Origin of the sequence: Devosia beringensis (assembly GCF_014926585.1) — a bacterium.
In the GTDB taxonomy this organism is placed as follows: Bacteria; Pseudomonadota; Alphaproteobacteria; order Rhizobiales; family Devosiaceae; genus Devosia; species Devosia beringensis.
Window position 1 is genome coordinate 683,212 of the sequence record NZ_CP045422.1, and the last position, 15,620, is coordinate 698,831.

18 protein-coding genes are annotated in these 15,620 nt (G+C 63.5%); 11 read left to right on the top strand and 7 right to left on the bottom strand.

From position 1 onward, the window contains the following. Positions 1 to 47: 47 nt before the first annotated feature. The 3 genes from GDR53_RS03365 to GDR53_RS03375 all read left to right on the top strand — a co-directional run bounded on the left by GDR53_RS03365 (position 48) and on the right by GDR53_RS03375 (position 1,243). Positions 48 to 461, top strand: coding sequence for an NUDIX hydrolase (locus tag GDR53_RS03365; protein ID WP_193336695.1), 414 nt, complete (start codon positions 48 to 50; stop codon positions 459 to 461). Positions 462 to 490: 29 nt separating this feature from the next. Next, positions 491 to 862, top strand: a complete 372-nt coding sequence (locus GDR53_RS03370) for a TIGR02301 family protein (RefSeq protein ID WP_193336696.1) — start codon at positions 491 to 493, stop codon at positions 860 to 862. Positions 863 to 964: 102 nt separating this feature from the next. Continuing rightward, complete coding sequence (locus tag GDR53_RS03375; protein WP_193336697.1) at positions 965 to 1,243, top strand: hypothetical protein; 279 nt, start codon at positions 965 to 967, stop codon at positions 1,241 to 1,243. A 72-nt stretch (positions 1,244 to 1,315) separates the two neighbouring features. Here the strand turns inward: GDR53_RS03375 and GDR53_RS03380 are convergent, their stop codons facing one another. After that, positions 1,316 to 2,464 carry an IS30 family transposase gene (locus GDR53_RS03380; protein WP_193336698.1) on the bottom strand — a complete coding sequence of 383 codons (1,149 nt, stop codon included), beginning with the start codon at positions 2,462 to 2,464 and terminating at the stop codon, positions 1,316 to 1,318. A 216-nt stretch (positions 2,465 to 2,680) separates the two neighbouring features. On the opposite strand from GDR53_RS03380, the gene GDR53_RS03385 reads away from it, so the two are divergent. Continuing rightward, complete coding sequence (locus GDR53_RS03385; RefSeq protein WP_193336699.1) at positions 2,681 to 3,025, top strand: hypothetical protein; 345 nt, start codon at positions 2,681 to 2,683, stop codon at positions 3,023 to 3,025. Positions 3,026 to 3,349: 324 nt separating this feature from the next. Here the strand turns inward: GDR53_RS03385 and GDR53_RS03390 are convergent, their stop codons facing one another. Continuing rightward, positions 3,350 to 4,381: an IS110 family RNA-guided transposase gene (locus tag GDR53_RS03390; protein WP_193335689.1), complete on the bottom strand. Its 1,032-nt coding sequence runs from the start codon at positions 4,379 to 4,381 to the stop codon at positions 3,350 to 3,352. Between the two features lie 94 nt (positions 4,382 to 4,475). Then, positions 4,476 to 5,810, bottom strand: coding sequence for a dihydroorotase (locus tag GDR53_RS03395; protein WP_193336700.1), 1,335 nt, complete (start codon positions 5,808 to 5,810; stop codon positions 4,476 to 4,478). A 67-nt stretch (positions 5,811 to 5,877) separates the two neighbouring features. On the opposite strand from GDR53_RS03395, the gene ygfZ reads away from it, so the two are divergent. From ygfZ to GDR53_RS03410, 3 genes are all read left to right on the top strand, one after another. After that, complete coding sequence (gene ygfZ / locus GDR53_RS03400; RefSeq protein ID WP_193336701.1) at positions 5,878 to 6,717, top strand: CAF17-like 4Fe-4S cluster assembly/insertion protein YgfZ; 840 nt, start codon at positions 5,878 to 5,880, stop codon at positions 6,715 to 6,717. An 83-nt stretch (positions 6,718 to 6,800) separates the two neighbouring features. Further along, a complete protein-coding gene (locus tag GDR53_RS03405) occupies positions 6,801 to 7,403 on the top strand; it encodes a YfbR-like 5'-deoxynucleotidase (protein ID WP_193336702.1) in 603 nt (200 codons plus the stop codon). A 125-nt stretch (positions 7,404 to 7,528) separates the two neighbouring features. After that, a complete protein-coding gene (locus GDR53_RS03410) occupies positions 7,529 to 8,047 on the top strand; it encodes a hypothetical protein (RefSeq protein ID WP_193336703.1) in 519 nt (172 codons plus the stop codon). Here GDR53_RS03410 and GDR53_RS03415 read toward each other — a convergent pair whose 3' ends face one another. The 3 genes from GDR53_RS03415 to GDR53_RS03425 form a co-directional block, all read right to left on the bottom strand. Then, entirely contained in the window at positions 8,048 to 9,046 is a 999-nt protein-coding gene (locus GDR53_RS03415) for a cell wall hydrolase (protein ID WP_232846717.1), read from the bottom strand. Between the two features lie 232 nt (positions 9,047 to 9,278). Further along, complete coding sequence (locus tag GDR53_RS03420) at positions 9,279 to 9,836, bottom strand: hypothetical protein (RefSeq protein ID WP_193336705.1); 558 nt, start codon at positions 9,834 to 9,836, stop codon at positions 9,279 to 9,281. Positions 9,837 to 9,912: 76 nt separating this feature from the next. Next, entirely contained in the window at positions 9,913 to 12,177 is a 2,265-nt protein-coding gene (locus GDR53_RS03425) for a putative PEP-binding protein (protein ID WP_193336706.1), read from the bottom strand. Between the two features lie 117 nt (positions 12,178 to 12,294). Here GDR53_RS03425 and ispH point away from each other — a divergent pair, with 117 nt between their 5' ends. Genes ispH through rnhA form a run of 3 tightly spaced genes read left to right on the top strand, consistent with a single transcriptional unit; the run spans position 12,295 to position 14,233 of the window. Continuing rightward, complete coding sequence (gene ispH / locus GDR53_RS03430) at positions 12,295 to 13,266, top strand: 4-hydroxy-3-methylbut-2-enyl diphosphate reductase (RefSeq protein ID WP_193336707.1); 972 nt, start codon at positions 12,295 to 12,297, stop codon at positions 13,264 to 13,266. Beyond that, positions 13,263 to 13,790 (top strand): GNAT family N-acetyltransferase, encoded by a 528-nt coding sequence (locus GDR53_RS03435; protein WP_193336708.1) that lies wholly within the window; start codon positions 13,263 to 13,265, stop codon positions 13,788 to 13,790. Before ispH ends, GDR53_RS03435 begins: the two co-directional genes overlap by 4 nt. Beyond that, positions 13,787 to 14,233: a ribonuclease HI gene (gene rnhA / locus GDR53_RS03440; protein ID WP_193336709.1), complete on the top strand. Its 447-nt coding sequence runs from the start codon at positions 13,787 to 13,789 to the stop codon at positions 14,231 to 14,233. The genes GDR53_RS03435 and rnhA overlap by 4 nt, the downstream gene beginning before the upstream one ends. Here the strand turns inward: rnhA and GDR53_RS03445 are convergent. Next, positions 14,230 to 15,210 (bottom strand): DUF808 domain-containing protein, encoded by a 981-nt coding sequence (locus GDR53_RS03445; protein ID WP_193336710.1) that lies wholly within the window; start codon positions 15,208 to 15,210, stop codon positions 14,230 to 14,232. The genes rnhA and GDR53_RS03445 overlap by 4 nt on opposite strands. Positions 15,211 to 15,276: 66 nt before the next feature. Between GDR53_RS03445 and GDR53_RS03450 the strand changes: the two genes are divergently transcribed. Then, complete coding sequence (locus GDR53_RS03450; protein ID WP_193336711.1) at positions 15,277 to 15,618, top strand: hypothetical protein; 342 nt, start codon at positions 15,277 to 15,279, stop codon at positions 15,616 to 15,618. The last annotated feature ends 2 nt before the right edge of the window (positions 15,619 to 15,620 follow it).

The window sequence follows — 15,620 nt, forward strand, 5'->3', positions numbered from 1 at the left end:
CCAACAACAGGTAGTCTGTGCATCAGCGAATCGCAATCGGACGCAAAGTGACCCACGACCAACCCACCGATCTCCCAAATGCTGCCAGCGTCGCCCTGGTGCGCGATGGCAAGGTGCTGCTGATCAAGCGCGCCTATGACCCCTATAAGGGGCTGTGGACCCTGCCGGGCGGACGCCTCGAGCCGGGCGAGAGCATCGAGCAATGCGCCATCCGCGAGATCGCCGAGGAGATCGGCGTCACCATCCGCAATCCGCGTCCGGTCATGCTGCAGGCCCTGGGACGGGACCTGGCGTTCCGGCTGCAGGTCTTTGTCACCGGCGACTTCACCGGCAAGGTGGTGGCCTCCGACGAGGTGGCCGACCACCTCTGGGTCGATCCGACGGCGCTGATCGCCCTGCGCACCACCAGCCGGCTGGATGACGTGTTGGCGAGGGCCTTCACCATATTGGCGCAAAGCTGATAGAGGGTAGCGCCAACCTGCGGACCGCCATGACCAACCAGCTGCGCATTCTCGTTCTTGCCCTGCTCCTGGTGCTGGCGCCCCTGCCCGCGCTGGCCATCGACCCGCCCTATCAGCGGCAGATGGAGCGGCTCTCCGAGATCATGGGGAGCCTCTATTTCCTGCAGCCGCTCTGCAATAGAAGCGGCGAGGACTGGCGCGCCCAGATGGCCGAGCTGATTGCCCTGGACCAGCCTGACGAAGACCGAAGGCAGAGACTGGCCGGCGCCTTCAATGCCGGTTATACCGCCTATGCGCGCTTCCATCATGCCTGTACACCGGCAGCGCAGGAGGCGCTCAGCCGCCTGCTGCAGGAGGCCGAGCGCATCGCCCGCGACATTCACGCCCGGTTTGCCGAATAGGCTGGCCTGAGCTGTGGACATCGCTATAAATGCGCAGGTTTTGTTAACCTTCGGGTTACTTCCGCCGCGCCCGCCGCCCCCGCCTGTGCTAGTTGAGATACCATGACCACGAGCAAGACCAGTTTCACTCCGGCCTCCGGCCTTGGCGTTTTCGACCGCGAACAGGGCGAACGCCAGATTGCGCTCGAATACCTGGCCGAAGCCTGGAACGACGCCGAAGAAGATGGCGTGCAGACCGGTTCGCTGGCCCATGCCTCGCTGTTCGCCGCGCTCGCAACCCTGGTCAAGCTGCATGGCGACGAAGCCGCAGCGGACCTCGTCGCCATGCTCCCCGACCGCATCCGCTCGGGTGAATATAATCTTGACCGGATTCTGCAGTAAGCGATTCAGGCGTAAGCGCTACCCTGAAGCCAAAGACTGCGACCACCGCAAACGACCGGTGGGTTCAACCGGTCACTGCAACACCTTCTGCAGCCTATCGGCCGGTGTTTCGAAGTCGAGGGTCTTTCGGGGTCTTTGGTTGAGCCGCAGAGCGATATCGTCGAGTTGGGCCTGCGAGACCTGGGAGAAGTTTGTTGCTCTGGGGAAGTACTGCCGGAGAAGGCCGTTGGTGTTTTCGTTGCTACCGCGCTGCCAGGGACTGCGCGGATCGCAGAAGTAGACCTGTAGATCGGTTGCGACGGTGAAGCTCTCGTGACGAGCCATCTCCTTGCCCTGGTCCCACGTCAACGAGCGCCGCAACTCTTCTGGCAACCTGCCGATCCTCTCGGCAAGGGCCGTTACAACAGTCGCCGAGTCCCTTCTGGCCAGCTTCACAAGCATCGTAAACCGGCTGTGGCGCTCGACGAGGGTGACGATGTTGGTGTCGTTGGCGCCGGCGAGCAGATCACCCTCCCAATGACCTGGGATGGCGCGATCCTCGGCCTCGGCAGGTCGCTCGCGGATGGAGATCATGCCGAGGATTTGTCCTTGCCCTGTTCGGCTCTGCGCCCCTTTGGGAAGGCGCATTTGCCGTCTGGTGCGCAGATGGGCTGTCAGTTCCTTCTTGAGCACCCCACGGGACTGGATGAACAGACTGCGGTAGATCGCTTCATGAGATATCCGCATGCCTGGATCGCCTGGGTATTCTCGCCTCAGCCAGCCCGCTATCTGCTGGGGCGACCACTGCAGCGCCAGCTTTTGCGCCACAAGCCATCGTAGCTGTTCAGAGCATGCCAGGCGACATCGCTTCGGCCGCAGGGCTTGCTCCCAAGCCTTCTTGTCAGCACGAGTTGCACGATACGCCTGTTTACCGCCATTGCGAGCGATCTCGCGACTTATCGTTGATGGCGACCGACCCAGACATCGAGCAATCGCGCGGATGGCAAGACCCGCCGCAATCCCGCGAGAGATCTCTTCGCGCTCCCCCAACTCGAGCGTCCATGCAGCTCTCCGTCTTGCTGATGGAGCAATGCCACCATGGACAACTACGATCCGCTGAACGCCGCCTTTAGTCCTGCGCTCAAGAGCTCGCGAGATCGACGAAATGCTCTGACCCTGCTTCCATCGCTCCCACAGCTCAACCTTCTGTTCGGCGGTAAACCAGATCCGTGACGTCACCATGCGACACCTCCTCATCCTCTCAGATTAAAGGTGTTGCGACGATCGGTTGAACCCACCACCCCATTACGGCCGTTAAAGCTTTCATAGCAATATCCCCGAAAGCTGCCGTTCGCGGTTTAAGGCGAGTGTCGGCTCAAGTGGCGCATCACCTTGGTCGTCTGGACTGGCTTATTCGAACGCCAATGACCTTAGGCCCTGCAAACCGGATGCCGAATTTTGATCGACCTCATTCGATTTCCAGAGATTTCCGCAGAGCCAGGGATGAGCGAGAATGACGCCATCCGAAATATAGCTTTGGAGTGTGGCGGAAAGTTTCCGGAATTCTCCGAGATTTTGGTCGCGGTAAGGCAATATGAGCATTCAGTCGATTGTTGGCTTACTTACTCCGCCAATCAAAGGTCGACGCCCAATTGGTACTTTCAAAAGCGGTTGGATAAATATCATGTAGGATTCATGGGAGAAGAGGACGAAGGTTTTGGCGTATATGACGATGCCAACCTCGCATGTTCGGTTTTTATCGCTCTAAAGATGGCGCCAAGGGTTGTGTCGGCTCAAGCCTGAATGTCCCGCTGTTAAATGCACGGCGTCGGCTTCTGCGACGTCTTTCATGCAAGCCGCCCTTCCGCAATCCATCTGTGGACGCCCCGTAAGACGCAAGCGGTTTTTGAAGGATTGCACGTAGTCGGATGCTGCCATCTGTCCGGCCTCTGATGCAGCACCAGAGGCTGCGGGCCCGTATGGGAGTTCGCGGACCGGATCCATATCACCCACGGCGTGCTCTCGGCACAGTGGATTGCCCTGGTTTTCCGACCCCGTCTCGCCGACTGTTGTGCCATACCTTCCTTCGACCGACTACGTCTCCGACGACCTCTGGCCCGCCTTGGCTTACGCCGCAGCTGCGACCGGAGCTTTGTATTCCTCTTGTTTGATGAGCAGCGCCCAGACGATGCGCGCCGTCTTGTTGGCCAGTGCGACCGTGACCAGCATGCGCGGCTTGCGAGCCATCATCTGCTCAAGCCATGAGCCTGCGGGCGCACCTCGCTTGCTCGCTTGCAAGACCACCGCACTGGAGCCAATGATGAGAAGCCGCCGCAAGGTTCGCTCACCCATTTTGGTGATCGAGCCCAGCTTTTGCTTGCCACCGGTTGAGAGCTGACGTGGCGCCAGACCCAACCAGGCGGCGAAGTCTCGACCTTTGCTGAACGTCTCGGCTGGCGGAGCAAGGGCTACAATCGCCGTAGCGGTGATGGGACCCACGCCCGGTATTGTCATCAGTCGCCGGGCGACCACATCCTCGCGGGCTCGCCGTGCGATCTCCTTGTCCAGCTCGCCTATCTTGGCGTTCAGTTGATCGAGCAGATCGAGCATCGTGCGGAACATGGGCTTGGCTGTGTCTGGAAGCGACGAGCCCATCTCGCCATCGAGCATGTCGGCCAACACCGCTATATGTGACGGACCCTTTGGCGCGACCCAGCCATACTCGGTGAGGTGGCCGCGGATCGCATTGATCAACTGGGTGCGCTGCCGCACCAGAAGGTCGCGGGTTCTAAACACCAAAGCTGATGCCTGCTGTTCCTCGCTCTTGATCGCCACGAACCGCATGCTGGGACGCTGCGCTGCCTCGCAGATGGCTTCGGCATCGACCGCGTCGTTCTTGTTCCGCTTTACGAAGGGCTTCACATAGGCTGGCGGGATAAGCTTGACCTTGTGACCCAACAGCGTGAGTTCGCGCGCCCAATGGTGCGCACCGCCGCACGCCTCCAACGCCACTAGGGACTGTGGCTGCCGAGCGAAGAACTCCAGCAACTTCGTGCGGCTGATCTTGCGGCTAAACAGAGCTCGACCGCTTGAATCTGCACCGTGCGCATGGAAAACGTTCTTCGCGATATCCAGACCGATTGTGGTAACTTCCAACATGGGCGCCTCCTCAAGTGGTGTGTTGAACGACTCCACTTTGGCACATCGATGCCGCCGGGGGGCGTCCACCCCATCACCCCCAAACCGCCGAATCCTATACCTTCCCTGCCAGCGCCTCCAGAAAGCGCATGGGCTGGCCGGTTGAGGCTGTCACCAGTTCGCCATGCCACATCACCGTCTTGCCGCGCACGATGGTGCCCACAGGCCAGCCGGTGACCGTCACCCCATCATAGGGCGTCCAGCCGGCGCGGCTTTTTACGTCCTCATTGCGGATGGTCTCGCGGCGCTTGAGATCGACAATGGTCAGGTCGGCATCATAGCCCACGGCGATACGGCCCTTGTTGGCAATGCCGAACAGGCGATTGGGGCCGGCGCTGGTCATGTCGACAAAGCGCTGCAGGGTCAGTTTGCCGGCGTTCACATGATCGAGCATGATCGGCACCAGGGTCTGGACGCCCGTCATGCCGGAATGCGAGGCGGGATAGGCATGGTCCTTTTCCTCGCGCGTATGCGGCGCGTGGTCGGAGCCCAGGATATCGGCGACGCCATTGGTGACGCCCCGCCAGATACCCGCGCGATGCGCCTTGTCGCGCACCGGCGGGTTCATCTGGGCATAGGTACCCAGCCTGGTATAGGCGGTTTCGTCGAGCGTCAGGTGGTGCGGGGTGACCTCGACTGACGCCACGTCCTTGTGATCGGCGAGGTAGACCATTTCCTCGGCGGTCGAGATATGCAGCACATGGATGCGCTTGCCGGTTTTGCGCGCCAGGTTCACCAGACGCGTGGTGCAACTCATCGCCACTTCGGGCGAGCGCCACACCGGATGGCTCGACGGATCGCCCGGCACGCGCAGGTGCTTGCGCTCCTCGAGCATGTATTCGTCTTCGGAATGGAAGGCGGCGCGGCGGGCAATGGCGCGCAGAATGGCCTCGACCCCCGCATCGTCCTGCACCAGCAGCGAGCCGGTGGACGAACCCATGAAGACCTTGATGCCGGCGCAGCCGGGCAGCTTTTCGAGTTCCCCCAGCTCGCCGACGTTTTCATGCGTGCCGCCGATATAGAAGGCGAAGTCGCAATGCATGCGGTTGCTGCCGGCGGCGATCTTGGCCTCGAAGGTCTCGCGCGTCGTGGTCAGCGGGTTGGTATTGGGCATTTCGAAGACGCCGGTGACGCCGCCCATGACGGCCGAGAGGGAGCCGGATTCGAGGTCTTCCTTGTGCGTCAGGCCGGGTTCGCGGAAATGCACCTGGGTATCGATGACGCCGGGCAGGATGTGCAGGCCCGTGCAGTCGACGATTTCATCGGCGCTGTCGCCGGACAGATCGCCAAGGGCGGCGATGCGGCCCTGGCGGATGCCGACATCGGCAAGGCCCTCGCCGTCCTGATTGACCAGCGTCGCGTTCTTGAAAATGCTGTCGTACTGCGCCATGTCTGTGGTCCTGCCGTTCCCGCACAGTGCCGGTTTAGCGGAGGCAGCGACCAAGAGGCAAGCGAGCATGACCATCCATTTGCGTGCCGACCGCGCCGTGTTCCGGTTTTCCGGGCCAGAAGCCCACAAGCTGCTCAATGACGTGGTGACGGGCGAAATTCCGGCGACGGGCAATGGCGAGGGCGAAGTGGCGGCTGCCTGGGCGCTGCTGTCGCCGCAGGGCAAGATCCTGGCCGAGGGCCTGGCCGGTCATGCCGAAGACGCCATCTGGGTGGATGTGCATCAGTCTGTCGCTGATGATTTCTTCAAGCGCATGAAGATGTATCGCCTGCGCGCCCAGGTGGTCATTGATGACCTGCGGGCAAGCCATCGCGTCGGCTTTGCCCAGGATGCGGAGCCGAGCGGCATCCGGCACACCGATCGCCTCGGTCCCGTCGATATGGGATGGCGCGTTATCGCGCCGGTCGAGGTCAGCCTGGGCTGGGTGCAGGAGGACGCCTTTTACCAGGCCGAGCGGATCGGCGCCGGCATTGTCCACCAGGGCAATGACTTCCCGGCCAATGACGCCTTTGCCCATGATATCGGGCTCGACATTCTCGATGGCATCGACTTCGCCAAGGGCTGCTATGTCGGCCAGGAAGTGGTCAGCCGGATGAAGCATCGCGGCACGGCCAGGCGGCGGCCGGTGATCGTTTCGGGCATCGAGGCGCCCGCCGGCAGCGCCGTTATCACCGGCACGCGCGAGGCTGGTACAATCGGCCAGGTCGTTGATGGCATGGCCGTCGCCATCCTGCGCCTTGACCGGATTACCGATCTGTCCGCCGTGACGGTCGATGGCAAGCTGGTACAGCTGTCCCTGCCCGTCTGGGCCAATTATGCTTTTGGCGACGTCACCGCAGAAGACTAGACGCACTTCACGTCGCCGTGTTCAGCGAATCGAGCGCAGATGCTAAGCTCGATGCTAACAGTCTGCTAACCAATCGGGGCACCATGGCACGGACCAGTTCACGCGCCTGGCAACGCATGTTGTCGGGGCGACGTCTCGATATTCTTGATCCCTCGCCGATGGATGTCGAACTCTCCGACATTGCCCATGGCCTGGCGCGCGTGGCGCGCTGGAATGGCCAGACCTATGGCGACTATCCGTTTTCAGTGGCGCAGCACTCGGTGCTGGTGCTCGAACTGTTCCGCGCCGCCAACGCAGATGCGACCCCGGTCGCCCTGCTGCAGGCGCTGCTGCACGACGCGCCCGAATATGTGATGGGCGACATCATCTCGCCGTTCAAGGCGGCGATGGGTGGCAATTACAAGGACGTCGAAAATCGTTTGCTGTCAGCAATTTACCTGCGTTTTTCGCTGCCGGCGGCGATGAGCGCCCCCATTGCCAAGCTGGTCAAGAAGGCCGACCGGGAAGCCGCCTTTTTCGAGGCCATTCACCTGGCCGGGTTTGCCGAGGAGGAAGCGCGCAAGTTCTTTGGCGCGCCCGAGCAGCCGGCCTTCGAGGTGGATGCCTTCGACCGGCTGATCCGCCCCTGGCCGACAGGCGAGGCGCATGACCGCTTCGTCGCCGCTTTCAGCGCAATTTCCATTTAGCAGCAACGGTTTGGCCTTGGGGAAATTAACCCTAAGGCGGGATGAACTTTGCGTGTGACATCGGCTTATGGTTTCTAATGGATTAACGCGAAAACGTGTTTCGCTTCATTCCGGGACATAAAGCCATGGACCTGCCAGATCGTCACATGCTGCTGGGCATGACCTTGGGCGCCATTTCGGCGATGGCGCTGGCGACCATCGGGCCGGGCATGGTGATCGAGACCTTCGCCGACGGCGTGCTGAACCCGGTAGTGGCGCCGGGCTTTGATACGTCCCGTCTGGTCAAGTTCGAGGGGCGGCATTACCAGGTAGCGGCCGAGCCGTGGGTATCGCAGGATCCGACATCGACGCAGGTGGTCAAGAAGGTCGAAGGCGGCGTAGTGTCCTATGTGACTATCGCCAGCACGGCTACCGGCACCTATTCCAGCGACGTGCTCTACACCAACCATGTGCAATATCCGGGCATTGCGGTGACCGAAGTCGCCCCCAATGGCGAGCCGCTTTCGAGCTGGCAGAGCGGCCGCTGGTTCAGCTTCAGCAGCCGTGGGGCCAACTCATTCTACTCGGTGCGGGCCGGCGACGTGCGCGTCACGGGCTGGGGCGGTCGCACCTGCGTTACCGGCCGGGACTTCCGGGTCTGCTGATCAGCCGAACAGCCAGCCGCTCTTGAACTTGTAGAAGACGTGCAGGCCGATCTGGGTCACCTTGTTCATGCGCGGGGCCCAGGTGGGGCGCACATAGGTGGCGTGGTAATGTGTCGCGTCGGCGACTTCGGTCAGGTAGAGCTGGCCGTCGGTGAACCGCTTGGCAATGTCCTCGGCCTGAGCCCAGGACTTGCTGTCATTGATGGATTCCGGAATACCGTCGCAGGCGAAGGAGAACTGGCAGGCATTGCGCTTGGTCTGGTTCTGGAACACCACGCCGCAGATCGTATCGGGATAGCGCCGATCCCTGACGCGATTGAGCACCACCTGCGCCACCGCCACCTGGCCGCGATAGCTTTCGCCGCGGGCCTCGAAATAGATCGCCGTCGCCAGGCACCACAGTTCCTTGTCCGAAGCAGCCACCACCTGTCCGGTGGCAAAGCCGCCGGTTACAGGGGCGGTTTCACGGGCATAAGCCAGCTGCTCGGAGGCCATTGCGGGCAGAGGTATGCCCGTGGATGGGGGAGCGATGCCGGCAATGGCGTCGAGCGCGGCGGCCGAGGAGAGATTCAGGGCCGAGGGATCGATGGCGGCAATGGACATGCGCGGACCGATCTCGACATCGCCGGTCGGGGCGATATCGGCAAAGCGGGTCTGGCCGAGCGTGGGATCGTCCGGACCGGCGCGCAGCGACGCCAGGCGGATGCGGGCTTCCTCGAAGCTGCGCGACAGGGCCAGGACATCGACCTGGGGGCGCATGCGATCGGTCTTGGCGGCGCGATTGGGGCCGGTGAAGCCGGCGGCAGCAAAGAGGCTATCGACCGAACCGGTAATCACTGGATCGATGCCGGAATAGGACAGGCTGGCAAGGGCGAGCTGAACCGGCGCCGGAGTGGTATCAAGCAGGTCGGATGCAGGCGCGAGCGCCATCCCGGTCAGGCCGGCATAGCTCAGGACGCCAAGCACGGCCACGGCCAGAAACCTGGCGACGGGACGCAAGCGACGATCCGCTCGGGCCGAGCGCAGACGCGCCACTGGCCGGTGGGAAGATACCATCTACGCAACTCAACACAACGCAACACAACAACTGTTCGGCGGCAGAGACGCTAGAATGCCGACAGTGGTGATGATGACTTATTAGGGTTAGCAGGGCGTAAACGGAACCAGTGGCAGGGCAGTGGCCTGATTGTGGCAGGCGATGAACTTGCCGTGATGGGAAGGGCGACGCGGTTCAGGCGCCGCAGGCCGCGCGGACCTGGCTGACTTCAGGCAGGAAGGCGTCGACACGGAAGCGCGCCGACAGCGACCGAGAATTGACCGGCGTCACCCGGACGGTGAGGTTGGTCGCGCCCGCCAGGCCATCGAGAAACGCCGCGGCGTCGCTGGTATTATCAAGCACGAGGGCGGTGTTGTCGGGATTGACCGGCAGGGTGCGGCTGCGCGAGGCCTGCAGATCATATTGCAGGGTAATGCCGGCGTCGCGGCCCAGGGCCGACATCGTGTTGCCGGCAAAGGCGAAGCTGACGCTCAGCACCTCATCCTGGCACATGACAACCATGGTGGCCGGGGCCCGCCCGCTGGGGCGCGCCGGAATCAGCTGCTCGGACTGCAGGGTGACGCTGAGGCCGGCCTGATCGGAAAGAGCCGTGCGGAACAGGCCGTCATAGCAAGCCAGGCGTTCCACATCGGTGGCGATGGTAACGCATTGGGAAACGCCGGCCTGGGCCAGCGCAGGTGGTACGGGAACTGCAAGCAGAGGCAGCAGCGCGAGTGCCAGTGATAATTTCACGTTGATCAGTGTCCCATCCCTTTGTGCCGACCTGTGCCGGCTTGCCCCCTACATGTAGGGACTGCGCGCACGTTTTTTAAGCGGTCGCCTGTGCCAAAGTCAGGCGCGCCACCGGGACACGATAGGGCGAACAGCTGACATAGTCGACGCCCAGGCCGGAGAAGAACTTGAGCGAGGCCGGATCGCCGGCATGTTCGCCACAGATACCGATCTTGAGCCGCGGATTGGCGGCCCTGCCCCGCTCGATGGCGATGGCAATCAGTTCCCCCACGCCCTTTTCATCGATGGTGACGAAGGGATCGCGCTCATAGATGCCCTTGCGCTGATAGGCGGCGAGGAATGTGGGGGCATCGTCGCGGGAGATGCCGAAGGTGGTCTGGGTCAGGTCGTTGGTCCCAAACGAGAAAAAATCGACCATGTTGGCAATGTCGCCCGCCCGCAGGCAGGCGCGGGGCAGCTCGATCATGGTGCCGAACAGGATCTTGACCCGATCGCTGCGCAGCAGGCCGGAATTGGCCGCGATGGTGTTCATGCGCTCGCGCACGAAGGCCACTTCGCTGGCGGTCGAGACGAAGGGCACCATGACCTCGACGGCCACCGGCTCGTCCTGGGTCTCGCTGGCGGCGCGGACGCCAGCCATGATGGCCTGCATCTGCATGGACAGGATTTCCGGATAGGTGATGGCCAGGCGCACGCCGCGATGACCAAGCATGGGATTGACCTCGGCTATGCGATCAAGCCGGAGCCGCAGGGCCCGGACGGCCAGGCCGAGCGAGGCGGCGGTTTCCTCAATGTCTTCCTCGGTGCGCGGCAGGAATTCGTGCAGCGGCGGATCGAACAGCCGCACGGTGACCGGACGGCCGCGCATGGCCGAGAACAGGGCCGAATAGTCGCCCGTCTGGTAGCCGACCAGGCCGTTGACTGCCTGGGTCCGGTCGTCCTCGTCTTCGCTCAGGATCATGCGGCGCAGCGCGACCATGCGCTCGGGGGTGAAGAACATGTGCTCGCTGCGCGCCAGGCCGATGCCTTCGGCGCCAAAGCTCAGCGCCGTCATGGCCGATTCGACCGTTTCGGCATTGGTGCGCACAGAAATCTTGCGAGTGGCATCGGACCAGTCGAGCAGCGTGCCGATGGCGCCGCCGATATGGGGCTGGGCCAGCGGCAGGGTGCCGGCATAGACGGCGCCGTCGCTGCCATCGATGGTCAGCAGGTCGCCCATGCGGAACTCGCGCTCGCCGATCCAGCAGACCATGTCGCTGGCATCGACCGAGAGCGTGCGCACCCCGGCCACGCAGGGCTTGCCGGTGATGCGCGCCACAACGCCGGCATGGCTGGACATGCCGCCGCGGGCGGTGAGGATGCCGGTAGCTGCCTTCATGCCCTCGATGTCGGCCGGGCCGGTCTCGTTGACCACCAGAATGCAGTGCTTGCCGCGGGCGCGGAGGCGGGCCGCATCTTCGGGGTTGAAGACGATGGTGCCGCTGGCCGCACCGGGCGAGACACCCAGCCCCTTGGCGATCGGCGCCGCGCCCAGGGTGGATCGGAGGCGCGGATGCAGCAACTGGGCGAGCCGCGCCGGATCGACGCGGCTGACGGCGTTCTGTGGCGACCATACCTTGCGCTTGACCCGGTCGACGGCGGCCTCGAGATCGGCTGCGGCCGAGGCCATGAACGGGCGGGCGGAAATGAATTGCAGCTGGCCAGCCTCTACGGCAACGGCGCAGCACATGTGGCGGCCTGCCTTGGCATCAACCAGCGCGACCAGGGCCGCCGCCGATTCGGGCAGCCGGGGCAGTGGCGCGCCATCGAGGGGGGCCGGCCCCAGGGCACCGGTGGTGCCGTTACGGGTCAGGAACTGCTCGATCTCGCCCTGGGCCTGGGCCTGGATCAGGACGATCTGCTTGCCGCGATCCTCATCGGGGCGCCCGGTCCAGCCCTGGCCGAAGCCGTAGCTGTCAAAGGCGCTCTTGATGGCCCGTGCCAGCGGTCGGCTTGGATCGACCGAGTCTTCCGGATGGGCCGGCGCGGCGATGCCCAGCTTGGCCGGCATCAGGCCGCCATTGTGCGTGGCCGCCGAGGTGCGCACCACCAAAGGTGGCGGCGTGCCCTCCTTGCCCACCAGCTTGAACAGGCAGGCCACCCAATGGGTGCGCAGCTTGATGTCCTTGCGGCTGCGTTCGGCTTGCAGCGCTTCCCAGGCCGCGCGGGTCAGGGCAATGGTGGGAATGGTGGGAAAGCCGGCCTCGCCGACGCGGAAGATCCAGCGGGCCTTGCCGCTGAGCAGCTTGAGCTGGCTGGCCGACAGGTTCGCCTTCCCCATGGCCGGGGCGATCGCGAACATTTCCTGCGCCAAACTCACTGCTCGGTCCCTGTCGTGGTTAGAGAGCCATCATGCCTGCACGGCTGGGCCGCTGCAACAAGACTTGACTTGTCGTCGTGTCGAAAGCATCTGACTGCTATGGAAAAGCGGCCACAACTAGACATTCTGCTCTGCGCCCCCCGCGGCTTTTGCGCCGGGGTCGATCGCGCCATCCAGATCGTGGAACTCGCGCTCGAGAAATACGGCGCCCCGGTCTATGTGCGGCACGCCATCGTGCACAACAAATATGTGGTGGATGGCCTGCGCGACAAGGGCGCGATCTTCGTCGAGGAGCTGAGCGAAATCCCCGAGACCGGGGCGCCGGTCGTGTTCTCGGCGCATGGCGTACCCAAATCGGTGCCGGCCGATGCGCGCAGTCGCAAGATGTTCTTTCTCGACGCCACCTGCCCGCTGGTGAGCAAGGTGCATGTCGAGGCACAGCGGCATTTTGCCGAGGGTCACGAGATCGTGCTGATCGGCCACAAAGGGCATCCGGAGGTCGTGGGCACAATGGGCCAGCTGCCCGAGGGGGCCATCACGCTGATCGAGACGGTCGCGGACGCCAAGGTGTTCGAGCCCAAGGACCCGATGACCCTGGCCTTCGTGACGCAGACGACACTGTCCGTCGATGACACCCGCGAAATCGTAGCGGCGCTCAAGGCGCGCTTTCCGGCGATCAACGGGCCGCACAAGGAAGACATCTGCTACGCCACCACCAACCGGCAGGAGGCCATCAAGTCGGTGGCGCCGGAAGTCGATGCCATGATCGTGGTGGGCTCGCCCAACTCGTCCAATTCGCTGCGGCTGGTGGAAGTGGCAGAGCGGGCCGGTTGCAAGATCGCCATGCTGGTCGACCGGGCGTCGGAAATCGACTGGGACCGCTTTGCCGGCATCCGGACGCTGGGCGTTTCAGCCGGCGCCTCGGCACCGGAAAAGCTGGTCGACGAGGTGATCGAGGCCTTTGCCCAGCGCTATGACATCAAGGTCGAGGCGCGCGTCACCGCCAAGGAAAACATCGCCTTCAACATTCCGCGCGAATTGCGGGCCATCGAGGCGGCCGTCACTGAATGAGCGACCTGAGGCTGCTCGAAACCGATCGCCTGGTGCTCTCGGGCTGGAGCATCGACCAGGTCGATGACCTGTTGCGCCTGCACGGCAACCCTGACGTGTCGCGCTATCTCAAGGGGGACGGCTCCCCTTGGATTCGCGCAGACTGCGCGGCACGGATCGCGCTGTGGCGCGATAATTTCGTCAGTCACCGCATGGGCAAGCTTCGCGTCCAGCGCAAGAGCGATGGCGTGCTGTTGGGACGCGCCGGGTTTGGGCTGCATGGCGAACGGGGCGAGCCGGAAATTGGCTACGCCTTGTTTCCTGAATATCACGGCAAGGGCTACGCGACCGAGGCCGCCGTCGCCCTGCGCGACTGGCTCTTTGCTGAAACGGACTGGATGTATTTCCTCGGCTTCGCCGATGTGCGCAATGCCCCCTCACTGGCGGTGTTGAGCAAGATCGGCATGGTTCGCACTCATGTGGGCGTGGTGGAGGGGCAGCAGACCCAGTTTCATATCATGCACAGAGGGCAATTATCGGCATGACCGAGACCGTAATCATCCATACCGACGGGGCCTGTTCGGGCAATCCCGGGCCAGGCGGCTGGGGCGCCATTCTGCAATATGGCGACAGAACCAAGGAATTGTGCGGCGGCGCCCAGCTGACCACCAATAACAAGATGGAGCTGACTGCGGCCATCGAGGCGCTCAATGCGCTGACGCGGGCCTGCACGGTCGAACTGCACACCGACAGCCAATATGTCAAAAACGGCGTGCAGAGCTGGATGAAGGGCTGGAAGAAGAACGGCTGGAAGACGGCCGACAAGAAGCCGGTCAAGAACCTCGAACTCTGGCAGGCGCTGGACGAGGCGACCAAGCGCCACACCATCGACTGGCGCTGGGTCAAGGGCCATGCCGGGCACGACCTCAACGAGCGTGCCGACCAGCTGGCCAATGACGGCATGGCGCCGTTCAAGAGCCGCCGCTAGGCGCGTTTGGGCAGCAGGCGCTTGAGAGCCTTCCAGGCCGGCGCCAGGGCATAGCCGACCACCGGGATCAGCAGCGCGCCGAAGATCAGGCCGCCGACACCGTCGATGAGGGCCATCATCAGCCAGCCGGCGAAATCGGCAATGGCCGGTACGGCGTGGGCAGCCCATTCGGAGGCGCCTTCGATGAAGTGCTCCGGCCCGGCAATGCCGAAGCTGACCAGGCCGTGGGACAGGATGCCGCCGCCGACCCAGATCATGGCCGCGGTGCCGATGACGCTGAGTACCTGCATGAAGACGGGCATGCCGGTGACCAGCGCACGGCCAAAGCCGCGGCCAGCGCCGGTGCGGGCGTGGCGGGCCAGCCACAGGCCCATGTCGTCGCCTTTGACGATCAGGGCCACGCCGCCATAGACCACGACGGTGATGCCCACGGCGACCAGCGCCAGGATCAGCGCGCGGGTCCAGATGTCGGGCACGTCGATGGCCGAAAGGGCGATGGTCATGATCTCGGCCGAGAGGATGAAATCGGTCTGGATGGCGCCGGCGATCTTCTGGTCTTCCAGGGTCGCGGCATTGACGGCGATGGGTTCAAGGCCAGCCTCGTGCACCTCGGCCTCGTGCGGCGCCAAAGCGTGGAAGACCTTTTCGGCGCCCTCGTAGCAGAGATAGGCGCCACCAATCATCAGCAGCGGCGTGATGGCACCCGGCAGGAAGGTGCTCAGAATCAGCGCGGCGGGCAGCAGGAAGATCAGCTTGTTCTTGATCGAGCCCCAGGCAATGGCGCCGACAATGGGCAATTCGCGATCTGCGGTGAAGCCATCGACATAGCGCGGGGTCACCGCGGCATCATCGATCACGGCGCCCGCCGCCTTGACCCCGGCCTTGGCGGCCTGGCCGGCGACGTCGTCGAGCGAGGCAGCAGCGACCTTGACCAGGCCAGCGACGTCATCGAGCAGAGCAAGCAGACCGACACTCATGCAGAAATTCCTTTGGTAGCGGCAGATTGATTTGGCATTGGCGGCCAGCCGGCGCACGATCGCGGCATGTTACGCAAAACGCTCCTCACCGCCACCACCATGTTGTGCCTGACGCTGCCGGCACTGGCGCAGTTTCCACCGCCGGGCATTTATGACTGCAGCAGGGCAGACGGCAGTGCCTTCGGTACGCTGACCTTGTTCGTGGCGGGCGATTACGATTTTGTCACCGACGACATGCCGCGCGGTCAGGGCCAGGTCGCCTCCTCGGGCTCCCAGGTGCAGGCGCTGAGCGGGCCGCTTGCCGATATCGAGCTCAGGGGCAGCTTCGTCACCGATGACCATGGCGACACGGTGTTCGATTTCGAGACCAGCATGGGCGCCATTCGCTGCGCCCTGCCCCCGCGCTGACC

Bases quoted from the DNA above. Each gene is read 5' to 3' on its own strand.
- GDR53_RS03370 (WP_193336696.1), top strand. From the start codon at position 491: ATGACCAACCAGCTGCGCATTCTCGTTCTTGCCCTGCTCCTGGTGCTG.
- GDR53_RS03375 (WP_193336697.1), top strand. From the start codon at position 965: ATGACCACGAGCAAGACCAGTTTCACTCCGGCCTCCGGCCTTGGCGTT.
- GDR53_RS03380 (WP_193336698.1), bottom strand. From the start codon at position 2,464: ATGGTGACGTCACGGATCTGGTTTACCGCCGAACAGAAGGTTGAGCTG.
- GDR53_RS03390 (WP_193335689.1), bottom strand. From the start codon at position 4,381: ATGTTGGAAGTTACCACAATCGGTCTGGATATCGCGAAGAACGTTTTC.
- GDR53_RS03395 (WP_193336700.1), bottom strand. From the start codon at position 5,810: ATGGCGCAGTACGACAGCATTTTCAAGAACGCGACGCTGGTCAATCAG.
- ygfZ (WP_193336701.1), top strand. From the start codon at position 5,878: ATGACCATCCATTTGCGTGCCGACCGCGCCGTGTTCCGGTTTTCCGGG.
- GDR53_RS03405 (WP_193336702.1), top strand. From the start codon at position 6,801: ATGGCACGGACCAGTTCACGCGCCTGGCAACGCATGTTGTCGGGGCGA.
- GDR53_RS03410 (WP_193336703.1), top strand. From the start codon at position 7,529: ATGGACCTGCCAGATCGTCACATGCTGCTGGGCATGACCTTGGGCGCC.
- GDR53_RS03425 (WP_193336706.1), bottom strand. From the start codon at position 12,177: ATGTTCGCGATCGCCCCGGCCATGGGGAAGGCGAACCTGTCGGCCAGC.
- ispH (WP_193336707.1), top strand. From the start codon at position 12,295: ATGGAAAAGCGGCCACAACTAGACATTCTGCTCTGCGCCCCCCGCGGC.
- GDR53_RS03435 (WP_193336708.1), top strand. From the start codon at position 13,263: ATGAGCGACCTGAGGCTGCTCGAAACCGATCGCCTGGTGCTCTCGGGC.
- rnhA (WP_193336709.1), top strand. From the start codon at position 13,787: ATGACCGAGACCGTAATCATCCATACCGACGGGGCCTGTTCGGGCAAT.
- GDR53_RS03445 (WP_193336710.1), bottom strand. From the start codon at position 15,210: ATGAGTGTCGGTCTGCTTGCTCTGCTCGATGACGTCGCTGGCCTGGTC.
- GDR53_RS03450 (WP_193336711.1), top strand. From the start codon at position 15,277: ATGTTACGCAAAACGCTCCTCACCGCCACCACCATGTTGTGCCTGACG.